Below are 25580 nucleotides of genomic sequence, written 5' to 3' on the forward strand. Positions count from 1 at the left end.
TCAGGGACGTCGGCCCGCCCCGGAGGACGGGGCGGGCCGACGGGGAGTGGGGCGGCTCAGGCGGTCAGTGCCTCATCGACAGCGTTCTCGATGATGTCCAGGCCGTCGCGCAGCTGGTCCTCGGGGATGGTCAGCGCCGGCAGCAGCTTGACGACCTCGTCGTCCGGACCGGAGGTCTCCACCAGCAGGCCCTCCTCGAAGGCGCGCGTGGTGACCTTGCCGGCGAGGTCACCGCTGGGCATCCCGAGCCCGCGGGCCAGGCCGCGGCCCTTGACGAGCAGCTCGTGGTCGTCGGCGTAGCGGGCCGCGATCTGGTTGAAGCGGCTCTCGATGTAGGCGCCCTTGGCGATCGTGGACTTCTCGAGCTCGTCGTCGCTCCAGAACAGCTCGAAGGCCTTGGTGCCCGAGGCGAAGGCGGGAGCGAAGCCGCGGAAGGTGCCGTTGTGCTCGCCCGGCTCCCAGATGTCGAGCTCTGGCTTCATGAGGGTCAGCGCCAGGGGCATGCCGTAGCCGCTGATGGACTTCGACAGCGTGACCATGTCCGGCTTGATGCCGGCCTCCTCGAAGCTGAAGAAGCCGCCGGTGCGGCCGCAGCCCATCTGGATGTCGTCGATGATCAGCAGGATGCCGTGTTTGGTGCAGAGCTCGGAGAGCCCGCGGAGCCACTCGGCGCGTGCGGCGTTGATGCCGCCCTCGCCCTGGACGGTCTCGACGATCACGGCGGCCGGCTTGTTCAGCCCGCTGCCGCCGTCGGTGAGCAGGCGCTCGAGGTACATGAAGTCCGGGACGATCTGGCCGAAGTAGTCGTCGAACGGCATCGGGGTGGCGTGGACCAGCGGGATGCCGGCGCCACCGCGCTTGAGCGAGTTGCCGGTGACGGACAGCGCGCCGAGCGTCATGCCGTGGAAGGCGTTGGTGAAGTTGACGACCGATTCGCGACCGGTGACTTTACGGGCCAGTTTCAGCGCGGCCTCGACGGCATTGGCGCCGCCCGGGCCGGGGAAGGCGACCTTGTAGTCGAGGTCGCGCGGCTCGAGGATGAGGTTGTTGAACGTCTCCAGGAACTGGCTGCGCACGTCGGTGAACATGTCCAGGCCGTGCACCAGTCGGTCCTCGAGGAAGTGGTCGATGACGACCTTCTTCAGCTCGGGGTGGTTGTGGCCGTAGTTCATGGTGCCGGCGCCGGCGAAGAAGTCGGTGTACTCCCGGCCGTCCTCGGCGGTCAGCGTGCTGCCCTTGGCGTGGGTGAAGGTGGTGGGCCAGCCGCGGGAGTAGCTGCGGACCTCGGACTCGTACGCGATCGTCGTGCTGTGGTCAGCGGTCGTCGTCATGTTCTCTCCCTAGAGGGTTGAGGGTGGTCTGCGGGTGTCGGGGCGCGCGAAAGCGCCCGCCGGGACGGATCGTGCGGGGTGGGGCTCAGGAGCCGGGGGTCAGCTCCCCGATCACGTGGAGCAGCTCGGCACCGTGCCCCGGGTCCGGGAAGTCGGACTCCTCGAAGAGCGGCTCGATGCGGTGGTCGGCGCCATGGCGCTCCGCGAAAGAAGCGAAGAGGCGCTGGGAGGCGGCGTTGTCCGCGGTGATGGTGGTCTCCAGGGTGCGCACCCCGGACAGGTCCGAGACCAGCGCGTCGAGCAACTGCGCGGCGACCTTGCGGCCGCGCAGGGAGGTGTCGACGGCGATCTGCCAGATGAACAGGCACTCGGGGTCGGTGGGACGCCGATAGCCGAGCACGAAGCCGACGACCTCGCCGTCCTGGACCGCGACGCGGGAGGTGCCCGCGAAGTCCCGCGCCATCAGGAGGTAGGCGTAGGAGGTGTTGAGGTCCAGCGTCCCGCTGTCCCGGGCCACGCGCCACATGTCGGCGCCCTGATGACGGGTGGGGGAGGTGATCTCGAAGCCGGGGACCGAGGTCTCGGCGGTCTCACGAGTCGAAGGGCGGTCATCGGACGTGGTTGTCAGCTGGGCCATAACGCTTCAACGCTATCGAGAGCGGCGACGAATGTGGACCCCGGACCCCGCTGAGCGGGTCTCGCCTCGGAGTGTCGTGACGCAAACGTGATCGCCGGGGGTTCGACAGCCTGATTGTCCGACAACCCCGATCTATTCATGCTGACCTGGTGCTTCGGGGGCGCAGGAGGGCTGGTCCGGTGGAGGTTCTCGGAGCGGGTGTGGGGTGCGTCACAGCGGTGTGCGGCGGGGCACGACGCCTCGCGCGCGCGAGGAGCAAGGGTCTAATCCGGGCCCCGGCGCTGCGAATGGCCACGATCCGGGCCGCCCGGGTCGATATCGTCGGGGCCATGACTCCTCTCGAGACCCTGAACGAGTTTCTCGGAAACGCGGAGGGCTGGCTGTGGACATGGGCAGGGATGCCCGTGGTCATCGTGCTCGGCCTCTACTTCACGATCCGCAGCGGCGCGGTGCAGTTCCGCATGATCCCGGCGATGTTCGGCGCGATCACCCAGAAGGCGCAGCGAGAGGAGGTCGACGACGGCGGCGCCCGCACCGAGCGCACCAAGTCCCTCAGCGCGTTCCAGGCCTTCTCCATCTCCGCTGCAGCGCGCGTGGGCACCGGGAACGTCTCCGGTGTGGCCGGGGCGATCTTCCTGGGCGGTCCGGGCGCGGTGCTGTGGATGTGGATCATGTGCATGCTCACCGGCGCGGCCAGCTTCATCGAGTCCACCCTCGCCCAGCTGTGGAAGACCCGCGCGGACGACACCTACAAGGGCGGTCCCGCCTTCTACATCCATCGCGGTCTGGGCAGTCGGGGCTTCGGCGTGTTCTTCGCGATCCTGTTCATCTTCTGCTTCGCCTTCGCCTTCACCTCGCTGCAGGCCAACACGATCGTCGACGCCGTCAGCGGCGCGGTCGCGGTCTACACCGACCCGGCGGAGCTGCCCTGGCTGCCGGTCGTCCTCGGCGTCGTGCTCGCGGTCCTCACCGGCGTGATCGTGTTCGGCGGCATGCGCCGGGTGGCGAACGTCGCCCAGAACATGGTGCCGATCATGGCCGTGATCTACCTGGTGCTCGGCATCGTCATCGTGGGCATGAACCTCGGCGAGCTCCCGCGCGTCCTCACCCAGATCGTGACCGAGGCGTTCTCCCCGCAGGCCGCGATCGGCGGGGGCATCGGCGCCGCGATCGTCAACGGCGTCCAGCGCGGCATGCTCTCGAACGAGGCCGGCATGGGCTCGGTCCCCAACGTGGCCGCGACGGCGTCGGTGAGCCACCCGGTCAAGCAGGGCCTGGTCCAGACCCTTGGGGTCTACTTCGACACCCTGCTGATCTGCTCGATCACCGCCTTCATCGTGCTGGTCGCCTTCCCGGACGTCACCACCGGCGGCGAGGGTCTGACGATGGTGCAGGACTCGCTGTCGAGCAACCTCGGTGCCTGGGCCGCGATCCTGCTGGCGATCATCATGTTCCTGCTGGCCTTCACCTCGGTGCTGGGAAACTTCTCCTACGGCGAGGCCAACATGCACTTCCTGACCTCGAAGCGCGCCTGGCACCTCGCCTTCGGCGCCGCGGTGACGGGGCTGGTGTTCATCGGCTCGGTGATCGCCGTGGACCTGGCCTGGACCATCGCGGGGGTGAGCATGGTGTTCATCGCCCTGGTCAACCTGGTGGTGATCGCGCTGCTGGCGCCGACGGCCGTGAAGCTGCTGCGGCACTACAACGCCCAGCGGGCACAGGGCCTGGACCCGATCTTCCTGGCCTCGGACCTGCCGGAGATCAAGAACGTCGAAGTCTGGGAGGACGTGGACGTCAGCGACTACCAGCGCGAGCGCGAGCTCGCGAGTGCGCGGGACTGACCCCGACAGCGGGCGCTCAGCATGCTCCATGCACGCACGACGCCGGGGAGACGGGGCTGAGGCCACCTCCCCGGCGTCGTCCGCGCGGTGTCAGGCCAGGAACTGGCTGATCGTGAACTCCTCGCCGCCCGGACCGCGGAGCTCCGCGGTCCGTGCCCAATCGGCCTCCTCCTGGGAGAGCACCGTCCCGCCCGACCGCTGCGCGGTGGCGGCGGTCGCGTCACGATCGGCCACTGCGAAACTGACGTGCCAGTGCGGGGCCTCGCTCTCGGCGGCAGGTGAGGCGAAGGCGATCGCGTCGGCGAAGCTGCCGTCGTCGCCGATGGCCGCCTGGCGCTCATAGATGTCCGGATCGATGGTGGTGCGCAGGTGCTCGCCGTAACCGGGCTGACGCAGCAGGATGGCGGCGCCGGAATCCTGTGTCTGCCAGCCGAAGACCTCTGTGTAGAAGCGTGTCGCGGCGGAGGGGTCCGGAGCGCGCAGATCGCTGAAGTTCCAGGTCCCCGGGGCGTTCACCAGTTGGGCGCCGAGGCGGCGGCGAGCTTGCCAGAGTCGGAACCCAGCCCCCGCCGGATCGGCGGCGACCACCGAGCGGCCACCGGGGCCACCATCGGCCGGTTCGCGGAGGATCCGACCGCCGGCCTTCTTGAGGCGGCCGGCCGTCTCGTCCGCATCGTCCACAGCGATGTAGGTGTTCCAGCCGGGGGAGGGGCCGCCGGTCGGAACGGGCCCGCCCACTCCGGCGACATCCTGGCCGTCGAGCTGGGCGATCAGGTAGTGGAACTCGGCCTGCGGCGGCGTGGCCTCGGTGAAGGTCCACCCGAACAGTTCGCCGTAGAAATCGGTGGTCGACTCGATGTCATCGGTCTCGACGTCCACCCAGGAGGGGACGCCCTGTGGGTATGTGCGTGGCTCGGTCATGTCGCTCCTTCGTCGGGGTGCAGCCGCGACACGGACCGGCGCCCGTGGCACAGGTCACGGTAGCCCTGTGCGAGGTGCAGGGCACTTCCGAGTCGCGCTCTGCTCCCGCTCTTCCCGCCCCGCTCCCGGGGGCGAGACCTCGAGGCGAGGAGTCGTTCGGCCCCGCCCCGCGCCGCTAGAATGGTCTGGCCCGCGCGACGGGCACGGGCCTGTAGCTCAGTTGGCAGAGCATCGGACTTTTAATCCGCGGGTCGAGGGTTCGATCCCCTCCGGGCCCACTGCTGGTCAGGCCGGAGAAGTTTCCGCTAGGGGGAGGTCTCTGGGGTGGCGTTGACAGCAGGTTTGACAGCAACGCGGCTGTGCGGGTGGAGCCGTGGGCCATTGCTCCCCGGCGACAAGGATATCGAGCATCTGCCGGGCTCAGTGTCGATCGACTCTCCGAATCTGACGGTATTCGCTGTGAGGGACCGGTACGGTCGGCCGTATGGACTGGCGTGATGATCGGATCGGTGCTGCACGACGAGGCGAGAACCCAACGGTCCTGGCAGAACTTCGCGCCGGTTACGCGGTCATCGGTGACGTGCAATTCTTGCCCGGATACTGCGTGTTGCTAGGCAAAGACCCGACGTCTTCCGCACTGGGTGACATGCCGCGTCTCGAGCGGGTCAATTTCCTAGCTGACGCTGACCTCCTCGCGACCGCAGTCGAGAGAGCATGTCGTTCCCTAGACCCAGCATTTCGACGAATCAACCTAGAGGTCCTCGGCAACACCGACGCGATGATCCATGCCCACGTATGGCCGCGGTATGAGTGGGAGCCAGCGGAAATCCTCACTCGGCCCGTCTGGCTCTATGAGGCGGACCGCTGGCGTGACGCATCGACAGCTTTGGGGACAGAGTGCCCTGAGTTGCGGGGACGAATCGAGACGGAGTTGAAGACGCTCGTGAGGGAAGATTATCTTCAAGTTTCCGAGCGGTTCGCTTAGACAAAGCTGAGCTACCCTGGCCACTGGTTAGGGAGCAAGATCCTAGGCGTTGCGGGTGAGGGACTGATGCAGGGAACCTACCCGTGTATCAGTTCCTTCCGACGGTCAGCGTGTCCTCGGGTCGTCTCAGCCTGGATGCGCCGGCCGGATTCTGAGTGCGTTTCGCGGGAGGTTCGGGAGGGAATCCACGGGCGGTTCTGGTGAATGGCGTGGGGTAGCTGCCGGTCTGCCCGGCCTTTCCACTGTCGATTCCTTCTCGTCGGGGCAGGGGCTGCAGGTCACGCTGTCATAGGGAGCTTCTCGGTGGCCTCGAACAGTGCTTCCCAGCCTGATTGCCAGGGCCAGTTCCGCGGTAGGTGCAGTCGCCAGGAGCGGGCCCGGTTGGCGATCCGGGCTGGCACCGCGATCAGCTGGGCAAGGATCGTGGCCGTCCGCGCTTTTGCGTGGAGCTTCGAGGCGAGCACGCCGGCGGCGCGGGTGAGGTTGAAGGCGATGGCTGCCAGGACGGTCCAGGCGCTGTTGGCGGTGAAGACCCCGGAGGGCAGGTGTGCCAGCGGCCCGTTCTTGAGGTCGGCGATGATCTGCTCGACGATCGCGTGATCACGGTGGGAGGCCTCCGCGTCCAGCATCGAGAGCGGGAAGTCGGTGAACACCGCGTGGTGACGGTAGGCGGCCAGTAACTCGTCCTGCCCACCACCGGTGGGGTCCAGGCGTTTGACGCGCCGCACGATCAATCGGGCGGTGACGTGCTGGTCCTGTCTGCGGGAGGTGAAGGCGGTGTAGGGAATCTCGGCGACCTCGGCATCAGAGACCCAGCGCTGCTCACGCTCGTCCCAGATCGCCTGTGGGTACTTGATCCCCACCCACGCGTCCTCGGGGATCCGGGAGATCGCCGCGACCACGCCCGGGTTCATCCGGGCCGTGAGCGAGAAATGCGCTCCGCCGCGGCGGGCGGCGGCCACCACGCTCTGTTGGTAGTAGGCGCTGTCGGCCCGCACCGTCACAAGACCGCCGGCCCCGGCACGTCTCGCGGTGGCCAGGGACTCGGAGATCAGCTTGGCGGCCCCGTGAGCGGAAGCGGACGAGCCCTTGCGCAGCCGGATTCCGGTGATCGCCGGCGCCGCCAGCGGGGTCGAGAGCGTGGCGACCTGGGCGTTGAGTCCTTTGACGCCGCTGTAGCCGTAGCCGGCGCCCTGCTTGGCATACCCGTGGGTGGCGCGGATCGTGTCATCGACATCCAGGTAGGCCACCTGTCCGGCGCCGGCCAGCAGGCCCGACTGGGACAACGGTCTCTTCGAGCGCAACGACGACATAGCCAGCGTCGCCTACTGGTACCTCGATCGCCCGATCGGTGTCGACGGGCAGAGTGGTGATGCCGAGGACCGCAGGCCACGTTGACCCGGCCGGGCCAGTGGATGCCATGAGCCATGGCCCCTGGTCACCGCAATACGTTCGTGGCGCGCGCAGTGCCGCGTCTTCACGAAGCTCCGGCCTGTCGGGGAGCATCCGCGTGATTCCACTTCGCACGGGTTCGGAATGTCCGACAACATCCATCCCTCTCGCTCGTCGCGATCCCAGGGCGTGTCCCGTCACGCTGGCTAGCCTCGGGGTCGAGACCGTTCGACTGGAAGGGTCCCTTTCGGGATCATCGTCGGCCCCGGCGAGGGTTCGGTCCAAGGCATCCTCGACGCGATGGGAGCCCCCGGCACTCCGACTCGATTCTGACGGCCTGATACGAGGAGAGTGCCCCAACACCCTGTGGTGTCGGGGCGCTCTTGCGTGTCAGGCGTGCGTCACGGAGACGCTGCCGAGGTCTGCGGCGACTACGCGACCGGAGCCGACGAACATTCTCGGTGTCGGCGCGGAAAGGTCTCTCACGCGGTAGTCGTCGAACCGGATCGACGTGGAACCCGATGTGCCGCCCGCGTTTCTGCATCCCGCGATGCCGACCGGGCAGGGACCCGCCCCGCGGCTTACGATGGGGCCATGCTGATCGAGGTGCTGGGCCCGGTTCGGCTCACCACGGCCGAGGGGGTCCCGGTCAAGGTTGCGGAGCGCAAGCTGCGTCTTCTGCTGGCCGCTCTGGTCACCGCTGAGGGGGAACCGGTCTCCGCCGATGTGCTGATCGACCGTCTCTGGGGTGAGAGCCCTCCGCAAAACCCCCGGAGCGTGCTCCGGGCGAAGCTCTCCCACCTGCGCACGCTCCTCGATTCGGCGCTGCCTGGTGCGCGTGAGCTGCTGGAACGCACGCCCGCCGGATACCGGCTCGCCGTCGAGCCTGATGTCGTCGATGAAGCATGCTTCAGAGTCGCTGTCAGGCGTGCACGGAATCTGAACACTCCCGCGCAGACGGCTGAGGCGCTGCGGAAGGCCTTGAGCATGTGGCGGGGAGAGCCCTACGGTGATGTCCGTGACGAGGTGTGGCTGGAACCGGCCATCGCGGCGTCGACGGAGGCCCGCGGCGACGCGATCGAACTGCTCGTCGAGACGCATGTCGAGGTGGGGGAACCCCAGCAGGTGATCGACCTCGCCAACGGTGCGGTGCACTCATATATCTCCCGGGAGCGGCTGGTCGGGGGAGTGATGCTGAGCCTGTATCAGGTGGGACGGCAGCACGAAGCCCTGCAGCTGTTCGAGGCCTTGCGGTACCACCTCGCCGATGATCTCGGAGCCGATCCGGGCCCCCGGGTTCGCGAACTCCACGCCCAGATCCTTCGCCAGGATCCCGCCCTGAGCCTCTCCGAATCACCGGAGTTTCCCGCCAGCGCCCTGGCCCGCACGAACCTGCCGGCCGAGACGGCACCCCTGATCGGCCGCCGTGACGAGCTCGACCAGCTGGACACACTGCTGGCCTCATCCCGCCTGGTGACGGTGACCGGCATCGGGGGCGTCGGCAAGACCCACCTCGCGCAGCACCTCGCCCGCGCGCGGGCACACGAGTTCGAACGCGGGGTCTGGTTCATCGACCTGACCGAGCTGACCCCCACGCCCTCGGAGCAGCTCGGGTCCGGTGAGCGCATCGCTCTGTTGACGGCATCCGTCCTGAGCCTGCCCCGACGATTCTCCGAGGGCAGCGCTCGTGGCCAGGTCGGTGAGGCGCTGGGGTCGCGAGCGGCGCTGCTGGTGCTGGACAACTGCGAGCACGTCATCACCGAGGTCGCGGCGTTCGTGGCCGAACTCCTCCGTCACGCCGCCGGCGCGCGGGTGCTGGCCACCAGCCGCGAACCGCTCGGGCTGCCGGAGGAGCAGCGGGACGACGTCGGCACCCTCAGCACGGAACCAGGTGATGACGACGAACCTGCGGAGGCGGTGGAGTTCTTCGTCGCGCGCGCTCGCGCCTCGGACCCGGGATTCGTGCTCGACGGGGGCAGCACGGCGACTGTGACCGAGCTGTGCCGGAGGCTGGACGGGCTGCCCCTGGCACTGGAACTGGCGGCCGCACGCCTCCGCGGGCTCACCGTCGACGCCCTCCTGGAACGCCTCAGCGATCGGCTCAACCTCCTGCGCCGTCCCGGCCACGGAGTGCCGCGGCGCCGGCAGACCCTGCGCGGCATGATCGACTGGAGCTGGTCGCTGCTCAGCGAGACCGAGCGCGCAGTGCTGCGTCGCCTCGCGGTCCATCCTGGCGCGATGGGGCTGGAGGCGGCCGAGACGATCTGCGCTCACCCGTCCGAGAACCGCGACAGCACGTCGGCGGAGCGAGCAGAGGTCGTCGACGCTCTCACCAGCCTCGTCGACCGCAGCATGGTCACGATGATCTCCACCCCGGCCGGTGCTCGCTACGGTCTCCTGGAATCGATCGCCGCCTACGCGGGCGAGAAGCTCACGGAGGCCGGTGAACGTGACGCCGTCGCAGGTCGCCACCTGGATCACTATCTCGATCTGGCCCGGCGAGCCGATCGCGGCCTTCGAGGATCTGCTCAGCGCGACTGGCTGATGCGGATGGAGGCCGAACGCGTCCCCGTGCGCCATGCCTTCCACGAGTCCGTCGGCTCCCAGGACGGAGAGCGTGCGGTGGCGCTGGTCCTGGGGACGTTCTGGTACTCCTGGATGAGCGGCAGACAGGCCGACCTCCACGGCGACCTCGCCGCTGCGACCGCGCTTCCCGGCCCCCGGGACAGAGCCTTCGCCTCGGCGACGACCTTGGCCGCGGCGCTCGACCTCGGCGCCGGCGGCGAGGAGGCCCGCGCTCGGGTCACTGCTGCACTGGCACAGTTCGGCGACGATGCGGCGGCACGTGCCGAGGTGCAGTGGTTCGCGGGCATGGCGTACCTCGCGGCGGATCTGCATGACGAGGGCGAGCGACTCGTCGACGACGCCGTGGATCTCCTGATCCGACGCGGTATGGACTGGGAGGCGGCCGTGGCCGCGTGCCAGCGCGACTGGGTCATCGTGATGGACCGCGGCGAGCCGCCCCGGGGACTGCCGGACGGCCGTGACCCCGAAAGCGTGCTGCGCGCCGTCGGCGATCGCGGGTACGGCCTGGCGCTCGTGGTCGGCGTGCAGTACTGCGTCGCCGAGGTCGAGGGCCACGCCGAACGGGCCGCCGACGCGGCGGAACGGGCACTGGAGATCTGCCAGGACATGGGGTTCTGGTCCGAGGCGGCCTACTGGAGGATCGTCGGGGCGATCAGCTCCCTGCGTTCCGGCGACCTGCCGTCGGCGCGCCGCCGGCTGGAGGAGGGCCGCGCCCTGGCCCAGCAGGTCGCGTCCCAGCACGGACTGGGCTTCGCCGACCAGGTCGAGTCGATGATCGCCCGCCCCGAGGGCGACGTCGATCCGCGCCGCAGGCGGTGAGCTCGCGGCCGTGACGGGGTCCTCCGGACGGGGCGATGCCTACGACCGGCGCCGAGCCGTCGTCCCGTCCTCGGCGGGAAGGTCGACGCCCCGCAGTCCCCGCAGGATCACCATGGTGGCCAGGCCGACGACCAGGGCGCCGAGGTAGGCGACGATCGTTCCCCTGGTCAGAGCCACCTGTGTCGCCAGGAGCAGCTCCTGCCCGACCGTGCCGCCGAGGCTCTCGGCGAGCGCCACCGCCCCGCCGGGGCTCTCGCCGGCTGCGTCCACGGCGGGGCGCTCGACCGCGTCGGGGGCGGCGGCTCGCAGCATCCGATGGAAGACGGACATGGTGAGACTGCCCAGGAGCACGATCCCCACCGCCGCCCCGAGGCTCGCCGCGATGTCCTGGATCGCGGCGGCCGGACCGGCCTGCCTCTGCGTCACCGAGGTGACCATGAGCTGCGCGCCCACCACCATCGGCGGGCTCACCCCGAAGGAGACGAACGTCATCCCTACGGCGAGCAGAGGCGTCACCGCCGACGCCACGAGGCAGACCAGGAGGAAGGCAGTTCCCAGCACGGCGATGCCCGTTCCTGCCGTCATCACGGTCGACGGGGCGAACCTGCGCGACAGGGCCGGGGTCAGCGCGGTGGCGATGATCGCGCCGGTCGCCGGGACCGCCAGCACCAGTCCGAGCGTCGCCGTCGGGATGCCCGCGACCACCTGGAGATACTGCACGAGCACGAAATCCACAGCCATGAAGGCGACCTGCGAGGTGACGAAGACGATGGCCAGGACGCGCAGGACGCCTAGGGAGAACAGGTTCAGGTCCAGCAGCGGGTTGTCGATGCGCCGCTGCCGCCGGAGGAACCACCACCCCAGGGCGATGCCGCTGAGCACGGCCAGAGCGTCGGGGACCGAGAGCCCGCGGTCCGCGATGTTCTGCAGCCCGTAGACCCCCAGCATGACCGAGGTCATCGAGATCACCACGCTGGTCATGTCGATCCGATCGGTGGTCCGTTCACCGGTGCGGGGGAACAGCCGCAGCCCTGCGACCAGCGCCACGGCGGCCACCGGGACGTTGACCAGGAAGACAGCACCCCACCAGAAGTGTTCCAGGAGCAGACCGGACAAGGGTGGGCCGAGCGCTCCGCCGACGGAGAAGGCTCCCATCACCACGGCGAAGCCGATGCCGAAATGCTCGGAGCTGCGGAACAGCGAGCGCAGCAGCGCGATCCCTGCGGGGGAGGCGGCCGCTGTGGCCAGTCCGATCAGCACCCGGGCGGCCAGCAGGGTCTCGGCATCGGGGGCGAAGGCGGCCAGTGCCGACGCCACCGCGTACAGGGCCATCGCGCACAGCAGCAGCGCGCGCGGGCCGATGCGGCCGGTGAGCCACCCCATCGTGATCACGAGACCGGCGGCGATCAGCTCTCCGATGTGCACGATCCACAGCAGTTGCGGCGTCGAGGGGGCCAGGTCCGCGGCGATCGAGGGCATCGCGAGGAAGATCGCGGTGAAATCGGTGGCCATCATGAACAACGGCAGTGCGAGCACCAGCAGTGCCGTCCATTCACGCCATGTCGGTGGCGACGTGCTGTGGGGGGAACCGTTCGTCGTCATGCGGGTCAGCTCCTGGAGATCCTCGTACGGAGGGTGGTCACTCGGACTCGACGAAGGGGTACGGGCGGTCGGTGCGGGCCTGCCATAGGGTCTGTGCCCACCAGATGAGCTGGCGGAGGAAGCCGTCGGCGCGAGAGGAGGTGCGTTCGACGTCGAGGGGTCGCCCGTCGTGGTCGAAGCTCTGCCAGAAGTTGGCGAACATGATCGAGTCACGCAGTGGAACGCTGTGGAACTCGGTGAACACACTGCGCAACGCGTCGATGGATTGCAGGCCACCGGTGATCCCGCCGTAGGAGATGAAACCGACCGGCTTGAGCTGCCATTCGGTGTAATACCAGTCGATGGCGTTCTTCAACGACGCCGGGTAGGAGCGGTTGTAGATCGGAGTGACCACCACGAAGGCATCAGCGGGCGCGAGGCGACGCCCGAGGTCGATCACGGATTCCGGTTGCGGTGCGTTCTCGTCGTTGCCGCCTAGCACCACGGGCAGGTCGTAGTCGGCCAGATCGATCAGATCGACCTCGACGTCCTCGTGCGTGCGGGCCTGCTCGGCGATCCACGACGACGGTGTCGGGCAGAAGCGGTCAGCGCGGATGCTGCCCACGATCACTGCGATCCGTACGGGAACGCCCACGGCTCGGTCGGCGGAGGTCTGCTCGGCGGGAAGGGCGCGGGAGGTCATCTGTGGTGACTCCTTCTCAAGATGTCAACGGTCGATACCGATGGTGCGTGCGGTGCGCTGTGCCGACGTACTGGAAACGTTGCGGTCCCGCCGATGGCTGCCTCTCATGCCGTCCGGCCCAGGGCCTGGGCCTGGGAATCGCGGAACGACCACCAGGGCGCTTCGGCGTCGAGCTGCCCCCGTGATGTGCACGGCTCGAGAGGGGGTCGACCACCCTCCGGAGCTCGACGACGAGCCTGCTGCCGACCCGGTGCAGGCTCGGGTCCTGGGGGCCGCGGGTCTGCCGATCCGGGCGCTACCTTTCGAAGACCTGCTGGGTCAGCCGCGCGTGGGTCGGCGACGAGTTCGTCGGCCGGCTGAACGGCGACGGACGGTTGCTGGACCGCACATCGTCATGGCGTCGTGCCGGCGAGGTAGTACTGGATCACCGGTCCGATCCATGACGCGAGAGTCTCCGGGGTCGCGGACGCGAGGGGCTCGAGACCGAGGACGTATCGGCTGAGGGCCAGACCCATGAGATGGCTGCCGATGAGCTCGGCGCGAAGCTCCGGGTCCTCGCCCGAGATCGCAGGGATCAGGTGGGCCGCGATCTCGCGTCGGATGTACTCGGAGAACATCGTCTCCGAGCGCACGTCGCCGGGGGAGCGCAGCAATGCCGCCAGCGGACCCGCGCCCGGCGACGCGTCCCAGCTCTCGACGAAGCGCCTCACGATCCGGCCACCGAGCTCCTCGGGATCGGCGTCCAGAGCCTCGGCGATCTCGTCCAGCGGATTGAGGGGGAACTCCATCGCGGTCACGAACAGCCGCGATTTGCTCCCGAAGAAGTAGTGGACCATCGCAGGATCCACCCCGGCCGCACCGGCGATCTCCCGCACGGTCGCACGGTCGTAGCCGCGCTGCGCGAAGCAGGATCTCGCCGCCTCCAGGATCCGTTCACGGCTCTGAGCGCCGGTGCGCCACCGGCCGCGCCGTCGCGCGGGTCCGCTGTGCTCGGCCGAGGTCTCCATCGCGACGAATCTACCCGGCCGGCGAGGTTCCCACGGCCCGATCCGGCGGGACGTCTTCCGAGGCCCCGGCGGCGTGCTGTACGTTAACTTCACTGTTCGATGAAGTTAACCTCCTGGAAAGGATGTCGCGTGTCCTCCCACACTGTGCAGCTCGGAGCCGGAGCCGCCGATCACGATCTCGTCGGCGGGAAGGCATCGGGGCTCGGGGCGCTGATCGGCCACGGATTCCCGGTGCCCCCCGGATTCGTCGTGACCACCGCCGCCTACCGCGACTCCGTCTCTGCGGCCGGCCTGTCCCACCTCCCCCCGGAGGAGAAGCACCGGCGCATCGCGCAGATGGAGATGGACGAAGGACTCGCCGAGGAGATCCGCGCCGCGTACGCCGCTCTGGGGAGTCCCGCGGTCGCCGTGCGCTCCTCCGGAACGTCCGAGGACCTGGCCGACCTCTCGTTCGCGGGCCAGCACGACACCTATCTCGGGATCACCGGGGAGGACGCGTTGATCGCCGCGGTCCGGGACTGCTGGGCATCGCTGTGGACGCCGCGAGCCGTCTCCTACCGGGAGCGGAGCGGTCACGTGGACGACGATCTCGCTCTGGCCGTCGTGGTCCAGCAGATGGTCGACGCCGAGAAGGCGGGGGTGATGTTCACGGTCGACCCCGTCACCGGCGACCGTCGGCATCTGCTCGTCGAGTCGGTCGACGGGCTGGGAGAAGCCCTCGTGTCGGGAGAGGAGACGGGTGAGCGTCGCACCATCGCCAAGCGCACCCTGCGGCAGGTCGACGGCGCGCCCGCCCTTCCGCGGCAGCGGAGCCTGGTGCGCCTCGGCAAAGCGGTCGAGAAGGCCTTCGACTCCCCGCAGGACATCGAATGGACGTACACCCCGCAGGGCTACCAGCTGGTGCAGGCCCGACCGCTGACGGCCGTGCCCCCGGAGCCGGCGAGGACCTCGCGAGGACGCGGGCGCGGCCCGGACTGGGAGATGGCCATGGACCACATGCCCTACCCTCCCTTCCCGATAGATCAGGACCTGCTGGTGCGGCCCGTCTTCGCAGCGATCCTGCGGGCCCTGCGGTCGGCGGGCCTGTCCACCGTGCATCCCGAGGACGTGCTCACGGAGATCGACGACGGGGTGGTGCAGATCCGACCGCCCGCCCTGCGGCCCCGGGTCCGCGCCGTGCTCGGAGTTCCCCGGGCGATGCCCGCCGTCCTGAGGCATCTGTGCGCGCCGGTCGCGGGGTACCGGGAATGGGTGACGGCCGAGCTGCTCCCCCTGGTGGAGCGCATCGATCGGGAGGACACCAGCCGCCTGGAGGACTCCGACCTGCTGGGCCGGATGGACGTGCTGCTGAGCGCCATCGGAGGCAGGCTGTTCAGCCGATTCGCGCTCCTGCCGCGCGGGGCGATCGCCGAGGCCCTCGCGCTGAGCGGCCTTCGGCGGATCATCGGGCCCGACGAGGCACGACGCCTCCTCGATGACCTGCTCACGGCCGTTCCGTGCGTGACGACACGGTCGAACACGGCGCTCGCCGAGATCGCCGCCATGGTCCGCCGCTCACCCGCCCTGCGCACCATCTACCGGGACAGCAGCACGGACGAGATCCCGAGCCGGCTGCGTGCGTGCGAGGAGGGGCGTGAGCTCGGGGCGCGCATCGAGGAGTTCCTGGCCTCCTACGGGTTCCGGGAGATGTCGATCTTCAGCCTCGGCGTCGCCCCGCTGCGGGAGCGGCCCGACGTCGTCCATGCCATGATCGCCGGGCTCATCGCGGACCACCCGGACCCGGAGTGCTCGGAGACGGAGGACCGCGCGTCAGCTGCTCGGGCCGAGCTCGAGCGGTTCGACTCGCCGGCCGCCCGTCTCCTCCGCGGCCCGATCCTGGCCCTGGTCGGCGTCACGCGCTCCACGATCGCCTTCCGCGAGGACTCCCACTTCCAGCTGGTGATGGTGCTGGCCGTGGCCCGGCGAGTGCTGCTGGAACTGGGCAGACGCGCAGCCGCTCGCGGTGGGCTCGACAGCGCGGAGGACGTGGCGTACCTCAGGAGGAAGGAGCTGGCCCTGCCCCCGCAGGAGATGAGAACCCTCGTCGGGCACCGCCGTGCCGCACGCGAGCGGTCGCTGGAGGGGTACACGATCATCCCCGCCGAGCTGGTGCGACGACGCGGACGCGAGGACGCCGTGGTCGGGGCCACCGCCAGCCGCGGCATCGCCGTCGGGACGGTCCGCATCATCCGCGGCGAGGACGACTTCGCCGCCCTGCGTCGCGGCGAGATCATGGTGTGTCCGTACACCAATCCGACCTGGACGCCCCTTTTCGACCTCGCCGCGGCGGTGGTCGTCGACACCGGCGGGGTGGCGTCGCATGCCGCGATCGTCGCGCGAGAACGCGGCATCCCGGCGGTGATGGGCACCGGCAACGGCACCAAGGCGCTGTCCGACGGTCAGCGCGTCGTGGTCGATGCCGACGAGGGGACGGTGACGCTGGTCCCTACGACGAGCGTCGAGGAACCGGGCGCCGTCCCCTCACCACGCGAGGAACCCACCGGATGACCACGGCCGACGCCGCTGCACCCGCCCCGGTGGGTCGGCCGCGGCTGATCGTCGCGGTGGTCCTGTGCGGCACCGTCGTCGGACCGCTGAACTCGACCATGATCGCGGTGGCGCTGCCGGGGATGGCAGAGCATTTCGCGGTCTCGAGCGCCTCGATGAGCTGGCTGGTCACGGCCTACCTCATCGCGACAGCCGCCCTGCAGCCGGTGGCCGGCAAACTCGGGGACCGCGTCGGTCGACGGCCCATCATGCTGCTGGGATTCGCCCTGGCGTTCGTGGCCTCCGCGCTGGCGGTGATCGCCCCCGCCCTGTGGATGCTGATCATCTGCCGGGTCGGCCAGGCCGTCGCCGGTGCGCTGGTCGCCCCCAATGCCATGGCGCTGATGCGAGCGACGGCATCTCCGGACCGGGTCGGCCGCGCGTTCGGCATCGTGGGCGCCGTGCTGCCGCTGGCGGCGGCCGTCGGCCCGGTCATCGGGGGCGGCCTGGTCGCTTTGGGGAGCTGGCCGGCCATCTTCCTCATCAACCTTCCCCTGACCGGCGCGGCTCTCCTCCTGGGCTGGTGGGTGATCCCTCGCGGCGCCGATCGTGGGAACGCCCCACGGTTCGACGTGCTGGGCGGGGTATGGCTGTCGGCGCTGCTGGTGGGCCTCACCCTGATGCTCGATCTCGGGCCGCACGGCGTGTCCGCGATCCTGGCATGGGTCGTCCTGGCCGCCGCAGCCGCCGGGTTCGTCCTGTACGAGTCGCGACGCGCGGATCCCGTGCTCCAGCCGCGCTTGTTCGCCGTGCGCAGCTTCGCCTCGGCCTCGGCGGGGATCGCGCTGTCGAACCTCGCCTTCTACGTGACGCTGCTGGCCCTGCCGCTGCTCCTGCACGCCGAGGGCCGGACGGAACTCACCATCGGGCTCGTCCTGGGTGCGCTGACCGTGGCCTCGGCGCCGGTGGCGGTGCTGGGCGGTCGCCTGGTGGACAAGGTGGGCCCCCGACGCCCGGCAGCAGCAGGACTCGGGGTGATGACCGCAGGGCTCGTGCTGCTGGCCGTGGGGGCAGGCAGCTGGCCACCGGTGGCCCTCGCGGTGTGTCTGGCCGTCCTGGGCGCCGGTGTCGGACTGTCGATGACGCCGCTCCAGCTGGGTGCCCTGCACGACGTCGCGGACTCCGACACCGGAACGGCGACGGGCGTGTTCTTCGCGAGCCGCTACCTCGGCAGCATCCTCGGGTCCGCGCTGCTGGCCGGCCCGCTGGCGCCGTCACCTCCGGACGGCTTCCTCGTGCTGTTCGTCGTGCTGATCGCCGTGGCGGTTCTCGGTGCCCTCGTATCCCTGCTGCTCCCTGGCACCCCACCCCGAGATGTCTGTGCTCGGCGCTGACGCCCTGTTCTGTCTGCCGGGCGACGGATCGGCAACGTGCGCCACCCGTCGGCATCCGCTCAGCGCGCGGTCGCCGTCTTCACCTTCCACGAAAATGCTGCGGCGTAGACGTAGGGGAGTACTGCTCGGAGAGATGACGGCCTGGCCCGGTCTCACGGCGCGACAGCATCTCTTTTCCTGCTCCGCCCACAGCAACGGCATTCACCAATGGCGGCAGCTCCGTAGAAAACTGGTGACCCGACGTCGGACCTCGGCGTGCTCATCCGGCAGCAGAGCGACTCGCTCCTGCAGAACATCGAGCACGAGAAGATCCTGACTGATGAGCGCCGCCACGAACTCCACGTCCTTCTCGCGTGCGACTCCGAGCTTGGATATCGCGAGATCATACGGATCCAGGAAGCGCGGGTCGGCCGGCTCGGACGATCTGAGCGGCCAGCTGATCAAGCGGTCTCGCCACCCTTTCGGCAGGTAGATCGCCGTGTCGATGTGCACACCTTCGGCGTAGACGCCGTTCTGGCGATGACACAGTGACATCTCACCGATGGCCCCTTCGACGTCGTCGGCTTTGGTGCGGTCCGGATCGTGGAGGAATGCGATGTCCGCCTCGATCTATGCTGTCGCCAGTGGGGGAAGCTCGTCCTCGTCGAAGATGCCCAGGATGGACTGTGAACCGATGACGAGGATGTCTTTATCTCCTGTGATGTCACAGGCGGCCCGCAAAATGTGCGCGAGCTCTTGCCGTTTCATGCCGCCGTGTGCTCGTGGTCCCAGTGCTCGCGGAATGACCGCAGGGCCTGGCGACGCTCGACATCGGAGAGCACACCAGCGAACGGGCTGTTCTGGCGCAGGTCGCTGGAGACCTCGTCCAATCCGGTGAGGACGTCGACGACGACGTCGACGCCGCCGGAGAGTACCTGCTCCCACTGCTCCAGGGAACGCATCGCTATGCCATCGGCGCGGTGCTTCGGCTTCCAGCGCGTGATGTTCTCCGTCGCCATCTGCAGCACCTTCTGAGGGTCGAGCATGAGGTGACCCATGAGCGCGCGGTGCAGCCACAGGCTCTTCTCCTGCTCGCGGGTGAGCTGCGGGTTGAACAGTCGCTGGACCTCGGAGCGTCGGATCCGGCGGTGGGTGCCGGCCTTCGTGCAGACGAGCTCGCCGCGGTCGCAGAGGTCTACGACATGCTGACGCGAGACGCCGAGCAACGTCGCCGTCTCGCCTGTGGTCAGCCAGATGTCGTTCATGGCATCCATCGTATCCTCAAACACCACAAACACAACGGGAGGTGCCGCGGAACGAGGCAAACCATCGGCGAACTGAATGACGTCGTCAGTCAGATCCACATCGGGCCCAGCGAACTCTGTCGCTGACTGACCGCGCTTGGTGCGCACGACCGCACAACGGCCTGACAATGCCGGCGCTCCGGGGTACGTTTGAACCGATCGCGAGCGCCGCCCGGCGCCTCGTCAGTCAAGGGAGTACGGCTCCCGGGTGGGTGGGCATCCTCTCTGGAGGCATGCCGTGTTCGGTGCCTATTCACCTGTCCTGCAGACCCGTCGGGTTCGTCCTCGACTGGTCGCCATGTTCCTCAGCGCAGTGCCGCTGGGCATGCTCTCGCTCACGATCGTCCTCAGTGTCCAGGAGTGGACGGGGACGCTGAGTACCGCAGGATCGATCAGTGCCCTCTTCGGTGCGGGCAATGCGATCGGCCTGAGCGTCCAAGGCCCGCTGATGGACCGAGTCGGCTCACGACGGGTCGTCATCGCGGCAGGCGGCACCTGTACGGCGTCGCTGCTCGGGTTCGGCGTGGCCGGTGCCTTCGGGGGCCCATTGTGGGTCGTGGCCGTCATGGCCGGGGTCGCCGGCGTCTCCGTCCCGGCCATCACGACAGCCGTGCGAGCCTGGCTCTCGCACGCCTTCGTCGACGACACGCTACGGGGTACGTCCTACGCTCTCCTCTCGGCGCTGTTCCAGGGTGCGGTCACGATCGGCCCGGTCCTGGTCTCGCTGTCGCTGCTCCTGCATGGACCCGAGATCGCGGTAGGCCTCGGAGCGCTCATGATCCTGTCGGCGACGATCGTCTTCGCCCTCGTGAGCGACCGGCAGGCACCGCCCGCGGTCATCCGGCCGTTCGTCGCCCCGGACGCACGGGTGGTTCGCTCGCCGGGTCTGTGGACGATCTTCGGTGCCGCGGCCCTGGAGGGTCTGGCGGTCGGGGTGACCGCCGTGGCCATCCCGGGTGTCATGACCGAGGCCGGGATCGCAGCTGTCGCGGGTGTCGCATTCGCGGCCCTGGCGCTGGGGGAGGTGATCGGCGCCCTGGCGTTCGGCGCGCGCACCTGGCCCGGCCGCCGCAGCGCCCAGCTGCCCATCGTGCAGGCCGCCGTTGCCGTGGTCGCTGTGCTCGTCCACTTCGCGTCCGCCCAGCCGTGGCTGCTCGTGCTGGTCATGGTCGGCGCGGGAGTGATCGGCGCACCGGGGTCGATCCTCAGGTCGACGATGCTGGATGACGTCGCTCCTGCTTCGGCCATTGCCCGCAGCTTCGCCCTTCTCGTGGCCATCGGGCTGGTGTCGGGGGCGGCCGGCAACGCGCTCGCCGGGCAGCTGGTCAGCCATACCGGCGTCAGAGACCTGCTGCTCATCCCGCCCATCTTCATCGGGCTGGCAGCCGCGTTGGTCACGACGCGACGCAGCACTTTGGAGGCCGGCCAGACCGCACTTCAGCGAGATCCGGGATGATGCTCCACCTCGCGAGAACCGGTTGATTGCTCTCCGTGTCTCCGCCGCCACGAGCTCACATTCCCGGTCGGGCGTGGTCGATCACCGCGGAGGAGTCGAAGAACGGCTCGAGACTGTGCTCCTCGCCCCGGGCGTTCGCGCGCAGGCGGATCCCGTCGACGTTCATCCGGGACTGGCGTAGGCAGCCGTCGTGCAGCTGCGCCCAGTACTCGGCGGTGCCGTCGACTGTGAAGACGTAGTCGAAGCCGTGGTCGCGCACTAGCCGATAGCGCGGGTCCTCGGGGTCGTAGGGCTCCACACCGCTGAGGTCGGCGCCGAAGGGCAGGATCAGCAGGTCGGTCTCGCCGGTCAGGGGCCGTACCTCCTCGTCCCAGCGGTCGAAGTCCGCCGTCAGCTTCTCGAAGGGGACCTCCGCGATGTCCAGGTGCCCCCAGCTGTGGCTGGCGAGCTCCCAGCCGTCCTCCTTCAGCGCGTCCGCCACCGTCCGCGCCTGCTCCTTCGCCGTTTCCAGAGCCTGCGGATCATCCCCGTACTCGCGTGCCGAGCTGCGATAGCCGAGGATCCCGTTGTACCCGGTCAGGGCCAGGATGCCCTTGCGACCGTGGTAGCTGAAGTCGGGATGATCGGCCAGGAAGTCGTCCAGGAGCGGCACGAGGTCGTAGGAGCCCTCCTGCGTGGTGCCCTCCGCGTCTGTGTACGAGTTGACGATCCGCCCGTCGGCGTCGAGGTGGAGGTCGTCGGCGAAGCCGTCGCCGCTCATGTACTCGTAGTAGCAGACGTCGTCCTGCGAGAGCACGAGCGGCATGCGTCCCTCGGGCAGTGCGAGAACCCGCTGATCCATCGAGCGGTCGCCGGTGCGCTCGCACAGGTCGTGCGGGCTGACCAGCACGTACCCGTCGTCGTAGACGTTCTGGAGAATCTCGGTGAACTCGTCGACCGTGCACATGTAGTCGTCATAGCCCTGCTGCTGCTCGTCACCGCTGAAGGCGCGGGCCGCATCGACGATGAGGCTGTGGAAGAACAGGTGCGAGACCTGCAGGTTGTCCGGCCAGTCGACGAGAGCCTCGCGCGCGGCACGGAGGTCGGTGCGCAGCTCCTCGATGTCCTCGCCCTCGAGGCCCTCGAGGGTCGCCTCGGCGGCATCGGGATCGTGCTGGGCGAGCTGGAGCCGTGCCTGGGTGACTTTCTGCTCGCGGAGCTCCTCGGGGGAGGGGCCCGAGGTCTCCGCGCCGCCGTCGCTCTGGCCCGACCCCTGGCCCGACCCCGGGGACGAGCCGTCGCTCTGCCCCGACCCCTGGGACGAGCCGTCGCCCCTCGTGCAGCCGGCGAGGGCCGTGGCGGCCAGAGCCACCGTCATCGTCCGACGCGGCAGGATCGTCGTCGTGGTCGGTCGTCGTGTCATGGGCTGACTCCCGTCGTGAGAAGGGATCGTCGGAACCGGTGACCCCCTGTCCCGGCGCACTGTTCGTGTCCACGCTGCCGCAGCAATCGACACGACAGATGGCGGACGGGTGAACGATCCGTGTCACGACGTCGTGCGATCCTGAGCGGCCGCTGCTGGGCACCGCGCTGCGAGGTCCAGTGTGTCTCTCCCAGCCCGTGATCAGGTGCCGACGCGCCGTGGGGGAGTGGATGCCCCGTCGGCGCGGCGAGCAGCCGTCCGCTCACTCGGAAGTACCACCGTGCCCCCTACCCGGGGGTGATGCGCCCGCGATCCTCGGCTCCCTAGAGTCATGGGGTGGACCGCACCAGCACTCCTCCCCGGCGACCGCCCTACCGGCGCACCTGGGTGCTCATCGTCCTCATGAGCGTGGCCGTCGCGCTGTTCACGGTGCTGGTGGCGATCCACGCCGCCGGCTACGGGACCCCGGTCCCGTTCGCCATCCCCCTCGGGGCCGCCCTGTGCGCCGCGCCCCTGCTGTCCCTGACCCGGCCTCACCTGGCGATCGCCGTCTTCTGCGTCGCGGCCGTCGTGCTCCCTCTGCTGGGCGCTGCGGATCGTGACATGTCCTGGCCGTGGCCGTGGTCCGTCCCCGCCATGATCGCGTTCCTGGTGCTGGTCCTCGTGGCCACGTCGCTGCACGGGTGGCGCACGGGCCTGGTGGCCTGGTCGGTGATCTCCGCCGGATCGCTGGTGACCGCCTCCCTGGCCCCGGCAGCAGTCGGCCGTGGGGCGACCGGCGTGGACCTGCTGGTGACGGTCTCGCTCGCTGCCACCGCGCTCCTCGTCGGCGTGCTGATCGCCGGCCGCCTCCAGGTGGGCGAGGAGCTCGATCGGGAGCGCGAGAACACCGCTGCGGAGCAGGCACGCCGCCTCTTGGTCGAGGAGCGCACGCGTATCGCCCGCGAGCTCCACGACATCATCGCCCACAGCACCTCGCTCATCCAGGTCCAGGCCTCCACGGCCCGATACCGGATCCCCGCCCTGCCGGGGGAGGCGACCGAGGAGTTCGACGACATCGCCGAGATCGCCCGGGGCTCGCTGACCGAGATGCGGCGCCTGCTCGGCGTGCTCCGCACCGAGGACCACGCCCCGGAGCTCACGCCCCAGCAGGGCATCGACGACATCCCCGAGCTGGTCGAGGGCACCCGTCGGGCCGGGGCCGAGGTCGGACTCTCCATGCCGGTGACCTCCCGCTCCCTGCCGCTCGGTGTGCAGGTCACCGCCTTCCGGATCACGCAGGAAGCGCTGAGCAACGCCGTACGCCACGCCCCCGCCGCAGCGATCGAGGTCCTCCTCGACGCCCCCCAGGACTCCCTGACGATCAGGGTCCACAACGAGGCGGCCGACGGCGCAACGGCGCCGGCGACGACCGGCGGCGGCCACGGACTGCCCGGAATGCGGGAGCGCGCCGGCCTGCTCGGCGGGAGCCTTGAGGCCGGGCCCGACCCGGACGGCGGGTGGACCGTGACGGCCGTGCTGCCGATCACCGGGACCCCGGAGGAGACACCGTGAGCATCACCGTGCTGATCGCCGACGACGCTGCGATGGTCCGTGCCGGGTTCGCGGCGCTGCTGGATGCGCAGGAGGACCTGCGGGTGGTGGGCCAGGCCGCGAACGGCGCGGAGGCCATCACCCGCTCGGCGCGGCTCGAGCCCGACGTGATCCTCATGGACGTGCGGATGCCGGAGATGGACGGGATCGAGGCGACCCGGCGTCTGCTGGGACCCGGGTACCCGGCCGCTCGGGCGCCGCGCGTCCTCATGCTCACCACCTTCGACATCGACGACTACGTCTACGACGCCCTCCAGGCGGGGGCCAGCGGTTTCCTGCTCAAGGACGCCTCGGCGCAGGAGCTCGCCCACGCGGTCCGCGTGGTCGCCGCCGGCGATGCGCTCCTGTCCCCGGGCATCACCCGTCGGATGATCGCGCAGTTCGCCGCGCAGAAGCCCCGACCTCCGCGCGGGGCCGCGGTGATCGCCCGCCTCACGGAGCGCGAGCGCGAGGTGCTCGTGCTGCTGGGGCGGGGGCTGTCGAACCGGGAGATCGGCCAGGAGCTGTTCATCTCCGACCACACCGTGAAGACCCACGTGGGCAGGCTGCTGACGAAGATCGATGCCCGTGACCGGGTGCAGGCCGTGATCCTCGCCTTCGACAACGGACTCGTCGAGCCCGCCCCGTGACTCCCGGTACCGCCGGTCCGGGTCGGCTCACTCCGCGGTAGGGGTCCCGAACCGCTCCTGCGGGCGACGTGCCCTCGGGTTCCGTGCTCCTAACCTCCTCGAGATCACCCCGAGGAGACCCCCATGACCGTCAGCACGACTCTGCCGTCCCGGCCGTCCGGGCCGCCCGCCGCCTCAGCCGCTCCGCCGCCGACGGCCCGCAGCGCCCCGCTGCCCGCCACCCGGGACACCGGCATCGACCTGGTCCGCGCGCTCTGCCTGCTCGCGATCCTCGTGCTGCACGGCCTGCAGGTCAGCGTCACGCTCGGGACGTCGGGGCCGATCCTCGAGTACGCCACACGCGGTGCGTCCTGGTACCCGCCGCTCACCTGGATCCTGCAGGTGATGCCGGTGTTCTTCGTGATCGGCGGCTTCGCGGGTCTGGTGGCGCACCGCCGTTCCCTCGCCAGGGGCGGCACCTCGACCGGATTCGTGGCCGGACGGGTCCACCGGCTCCTGCTGCCCGCGGTGGTGACGATCGGTGCCGTCGGACTCGTTCTCGCGCTCCTGCTCGGCGCCGGGGCCCCGGCCGAGCTGATCGGACAGGTCGGCATGCGCTACAGCGAACCGCTGTGGTTCCTCGGAGTGTTCCTCGCCTGCCAGGCCCTGCTGCCCGCGCAGCTCGCCCTCCACGAGCGGGCACCCTGGGCACTGCTCGCCGCGCTGGCCACGGCGGCCGTGGGGGTGGACGTACTGCGCAGCGCGACCGGACTCGACGCGCTCGGCTACGCGAACCTGGCATTCGTCTGGCTCGCACTGCAGCAGCTGGGGTTCTTCCTCGCCGAGGGACGCCTCGACCGTCTCCCCGTCGCGGTGCGGTCAGCGGCGGGGGTGGCGGCCGTGGCGGCCCTCGTCCTCGCCGTCGCGACCGGTGCCTGGTCCGCCGACCTGATCGCGCACATGAATCCACCGACGACGGCGCTGCTGCTGGTCGGCCTTGCCCAGACCTTGCTGATCTCCCTGCTGCGAGCACCGCTCGTGGCTCTCAGCATCCGTCCGCGCCTCGCCGCCCTCACCCGCTTCGTCACGGCGCACTCGATGACGATCTATCTGTGGAACCTGCCGATGCTGCTGCTCGCGGCGGGAGTCTCCGCGCAGCTCGCGATGCTCGGAGCCGGGGTGCTCCCCGCTCCGCCGAGCCTCGGATGGTGGACGACCCGACCGGCCTGGCTGGTCGTGACCGTACTGCTCACCGCGGGTGCGGGATGGCTGCTCGGCGGGATCGAGCGCCGACGCATGCCGAACACGACGGGCTCCTCCCAGCACGTGCTGCAGGCCGTGCTGCTGGCCCTGGTCGCCGTGCTGCTGATCCTGCTGGCCGGCGCCACCCCTGTCACGGCGGCCGTGGCCGTGGGGCTGGGCATGATCGCACTGCGTCGGATCCGGGCCGGCGGGCACCGGGAGGACAGCTCGAGGACACCGAACCGTCATCCGATGTTCCTCCGATGACCCTCT

General features: G+C 69.6%; 18 protein-coding genes and 1 tRNA gene. 9 read left to right on the plus strand and 10 right to left on the minus strand.

Translation table 11 applies throughout. The features are described from left to right. Nucleotides 1–56: 56 nt before the first annotated feature. Together ectB and ectA are read right to left on the minus strand one after the other, a co-directional pair. Nucleotides 57–1331: a diaminobutyrate--2-oxoglutarate transaminase gene (gene ectB / locus JOF43_RS15150; RefSeq protein ID WP_209903651.1), complete on the minus strand. Its 1275-nt coding sequence runs from the start codon at nucleotides 1329–1331 to the stop codon at nucleotides 57–59. Nucleotides 1332–1416: 85 nt separating this feature from the next. Continuing rightward, entirely contained in the window at nucleotides 1417–1968 is a 552-nt protein-coding gene (gene ectA / locus JOF43_RS15155; RefSeq protein WP_209903653.1) for a diaminobutyrate acetyltransferase, read from the minus strand. A gap of 329 nt (nucleotides 1969–2297) precedes the next feature. On the opposite strand from ectA, the gene JOF43_RS15160 reads away from it, so the two are divergent. After that, nucleotides 2298–3809: an alanine/glycine:cation symporter family protein gene (locus tag JOF43_RS15160; RefSeq protein ID WP_209903655.1), complete on the plus strand. Its 1512-nt coding sequence runs from the start codon at nucleotides 2298–2300 to the stop codon at nucleotides 3807–3809. 90 nt (nucleotides 3810–3899) lie between these two features. On the opposite strand, the gene JOF43_RS15165 is transcribed toward JOF43_RS15160, so the two are convergent. Then, nucleotides 3900–4730, minus strand: a complete 831-nt coding sequence (locus JOF43_RS15165) for a VOC family protein (protein ID WP_209903658.1) — start codon at nucleotides 4728–4730, stop codon at nucleotides 3900–3902. 205 nt (nucleotides 4731–4935) lie between these two features. Here JOF43_RS15165 and JOF43_RS15170 point away from each other — a divergent pair. Beyond that, a tRNA-Lys gene (locus tag JOF43_RS15170) sits at nucleotides 4936–5008 on the plus strand. Between the two features lie 985 nt (nucleotides 5009–5993). On the opposite strand, the gene JOF43_RS15175 is transcribed toward JOF43_RS15170, so the two are convergent. Then, nucleotides 5994–7001, minus strand: a complete 1008-nt coding sequence (locus JOF43_RS15175) for an IS1380 family transposase (RefSeq protein ID WP_209903659.1) — start codon at nucleotides 6999–7001, stop codon at nucleotides 5994–5996. Nucleotides 7002–7701: 700 nt separating this feature from the next. On the opposite strand from JOF43_RS15175, the gene JOF43_RS15180 reads away from it, so the two are divergent. Then, nucleotides 7702–10512 carry an ATP-binding protein gene (locus JOF43_RS15180; protein ID WP_209903661.1) on the plus strand — a complete coding sequence of 937 codons (2811 nt, stop codon included), beginning with the start codon at nucleotides 7702–7704 and terminating at the stop codon, nucleotides 10510–10512. Between the two features lie 39 nt (nucleotides 10513–10551). Here JOF43_RS15180 and JOF43_RS15185 read toward each other — a convergent pair whose 3' ends face one another. From JOF43_RS15185 to JOF43_RS15195, 3 genes are all read right to left on the minus strand, one after another. Next, complete coding sequence (locus JOF43_RS15185; protein WP_209903663.1) at nucleotides 10552–12114, minus strand: MFS transporter; 1563 nt, start codon at nucleotides 12112–12114, stop codon at nucleotides 10552–10554. Between the two features lie 37 nt (nucleotides 12115–12151). After that, the gene (locus JOF43_RS15190) at nucleotides 12152–12796 is read right to left on the minus strand and encodes an NADPH-dependent FMN reductase (RefSeq protein WP_209903665.1); all 645 of its coding nucleotides are present in this window, start codon (nucleotides 12794–12796) and stop codon (nucleotides 12152–12154) included. Between the two features lie 392 nt (nucleotides 12797–13188). Beyond that, nucleotides 13189–13803: a TetR/AcrR family transcriptional regulator gene (locus JOF43_RS15195; RefSeq protein ID WP_209903666.1), complete on the minus strand. Its 615-nt coding sequence runs from the start codon at nucleotides 13801–13803 to the stop codon at nucleotides 13189–13191. A gap of 129 nt (nucleotides 13804–13932) precedes the next feature. Here JOF43_RS15195 and JOF43_RS15200 point away from each other — a divergent pair, with 129 nt between their 5' ends. Both JOF43_RS15200 and JOF43_RS15205 read left to right on the plus strand, forming a co-directional pair. Next, the gene (locus tag JOF43_RS15200; RefSeq protein ID WP_209903668.1) at nucleotides 13933–16350 is read left to right on the plus strand and encodes a PEP/pyruvate-binding domain-containing protein; all 2418 of its coding nucleotides are present in this window, start codon (nucleotides 13933–13935) and stop codon (nucleotides 16348–16350) included. Beyond that, complete coding sequence (locus JOF43_RS15205) at nucleotides 16347–17723, plus strand: MFS transporter (protein WP_209903670.1); 1377 nt, start codon at nucleotides 16347–16349, stop codon at nucleotides 17721–17723. Before JOF43_RS15200 ends, JOF43_RS15205 begins: the two co-directional genes overlap by 4 nt. Nucleotides 17724–17924: 201 nt before the next feature. On the opposite strand, the gene JOF43_RS15210 is transcribed toward JOF43_RS15205, so the two are convergent. Together JOF43_RS15210 and JOF43_RS15215 are read right to left on the minus strand one after the other, a co-directional pair. Further along, entirely contained in the window at nucleotides 17925–18215 is a 291-nt protein-coding gene (locus tag JOF43_RS15210; RefSeq protein ID WP_209903672.1) for a DUF6036 family nucleotidyltransferase, read from the minus strand. Between the two features lie 251 nt (nucleotides 18216–18466). After that, the gene (locus JOF43_RS15215) at nucleotides 18467–18967 is read right to left on the minus strand and encodes a helix-turn-helix domain-containing protein (protein ID WP_209903674.1); all 501 of its coding nucleotides are present in this window, start codon (nucleotides 18965–18967) and stop codon (nucleotides 18467–18469) included. A 337-nt stretch (nucleotides 18968–19304) separates the two neighbouring features. Between JOF43_RS15215 and JOF43_RS15220 the strand changes: the two genes are divergently transcribed. Continuing rightward, nucleotides 19305–20462, plus strand: a complete 1158-nt coding sequence (locus tag JOF43_RS15220; RefSeq protein WP_209903676.1) for an MFS transporter — start codon at nucleotides 19305–19307, stop codon at nucleotides 20460–20462. A gap of 55 nt (nucleotides 20463–20517) precedes the next feature. On the opposite strand, the gene JOF43_RS15225 is transcribed toward JOF43_RS15220, so the two are convergent. Then, entirely contained in the window at nucleotides 20518–21864 is a 1347-nt protein-coding gene (locus JOF43_RS15225; RefSeq protein WP_209903677.1) for a polysaccharide deacetylase family protein, read from the minus strand. Between the two features lie 336 nt (nucleotides 21865–22200). Here JOF43_RS15225 and JOF43_RS15230 point away from each other — a divergent pair, with 336 nt between their 5' ends. From JOF43_RS15230 to JOF43_RS15240, 3 genes are all read left to right on the plus strand, one after another. Continuing rightward, the gene (locus JOF43_RS15230; RefSeq protein ID WP_209903679.1) at nucleotides 22201–23418 is read left to right on the plus strand and encodes a sensor histidine kinase; all 1218 of its coding nucleotides are present in this window, start codon (nucleotides 22201–22203) and stop codon (nucleotides 23416–23418) included. Beyond that, nucleotides 23415–24086 carry a response regulator gene (locus tag JOF43_RS15235; protein WP_209903681.1) on the plus strand — a complete coding sequence of 224 codons (672 nt, stop codon included), beginning with the start codon at nucleotides 23415–23417 and terminating at the stop codon, nucleotides 24084–24086. The genes JOF43_RS15230 and JOF43_RS15235 overlap by 4 nt, the downstream gene beginning before the upstream one ends. A gap of 123 nt (nucleotides 24087–24209) precedes the next feature. Beyond that, nucleotides 24210–25574 (plus strand): acyltransferase family protein, encoded by a 1365-nt coding sequence (locus JOF43_RS15240; RefSeq protein ID WP_209903682.1) that lies wholly within the window; start codon nucleotides 24210–24212, stop codon nucleotides 25572–25574. Nucleotides 25575–25580 lie beyond the last annotated feature (6 nt).

Origin of the sequence: Brachybacterium sacelli, from assembly GCF_017876545.1 — a bacterium.
GTDB classification, from domain to species: Bacteria; Actinomycetota; Actinomycetes; order Actinomycetales; family Dermabacteraceae; genus Brachybacterium; species Brachybacterium sacelli.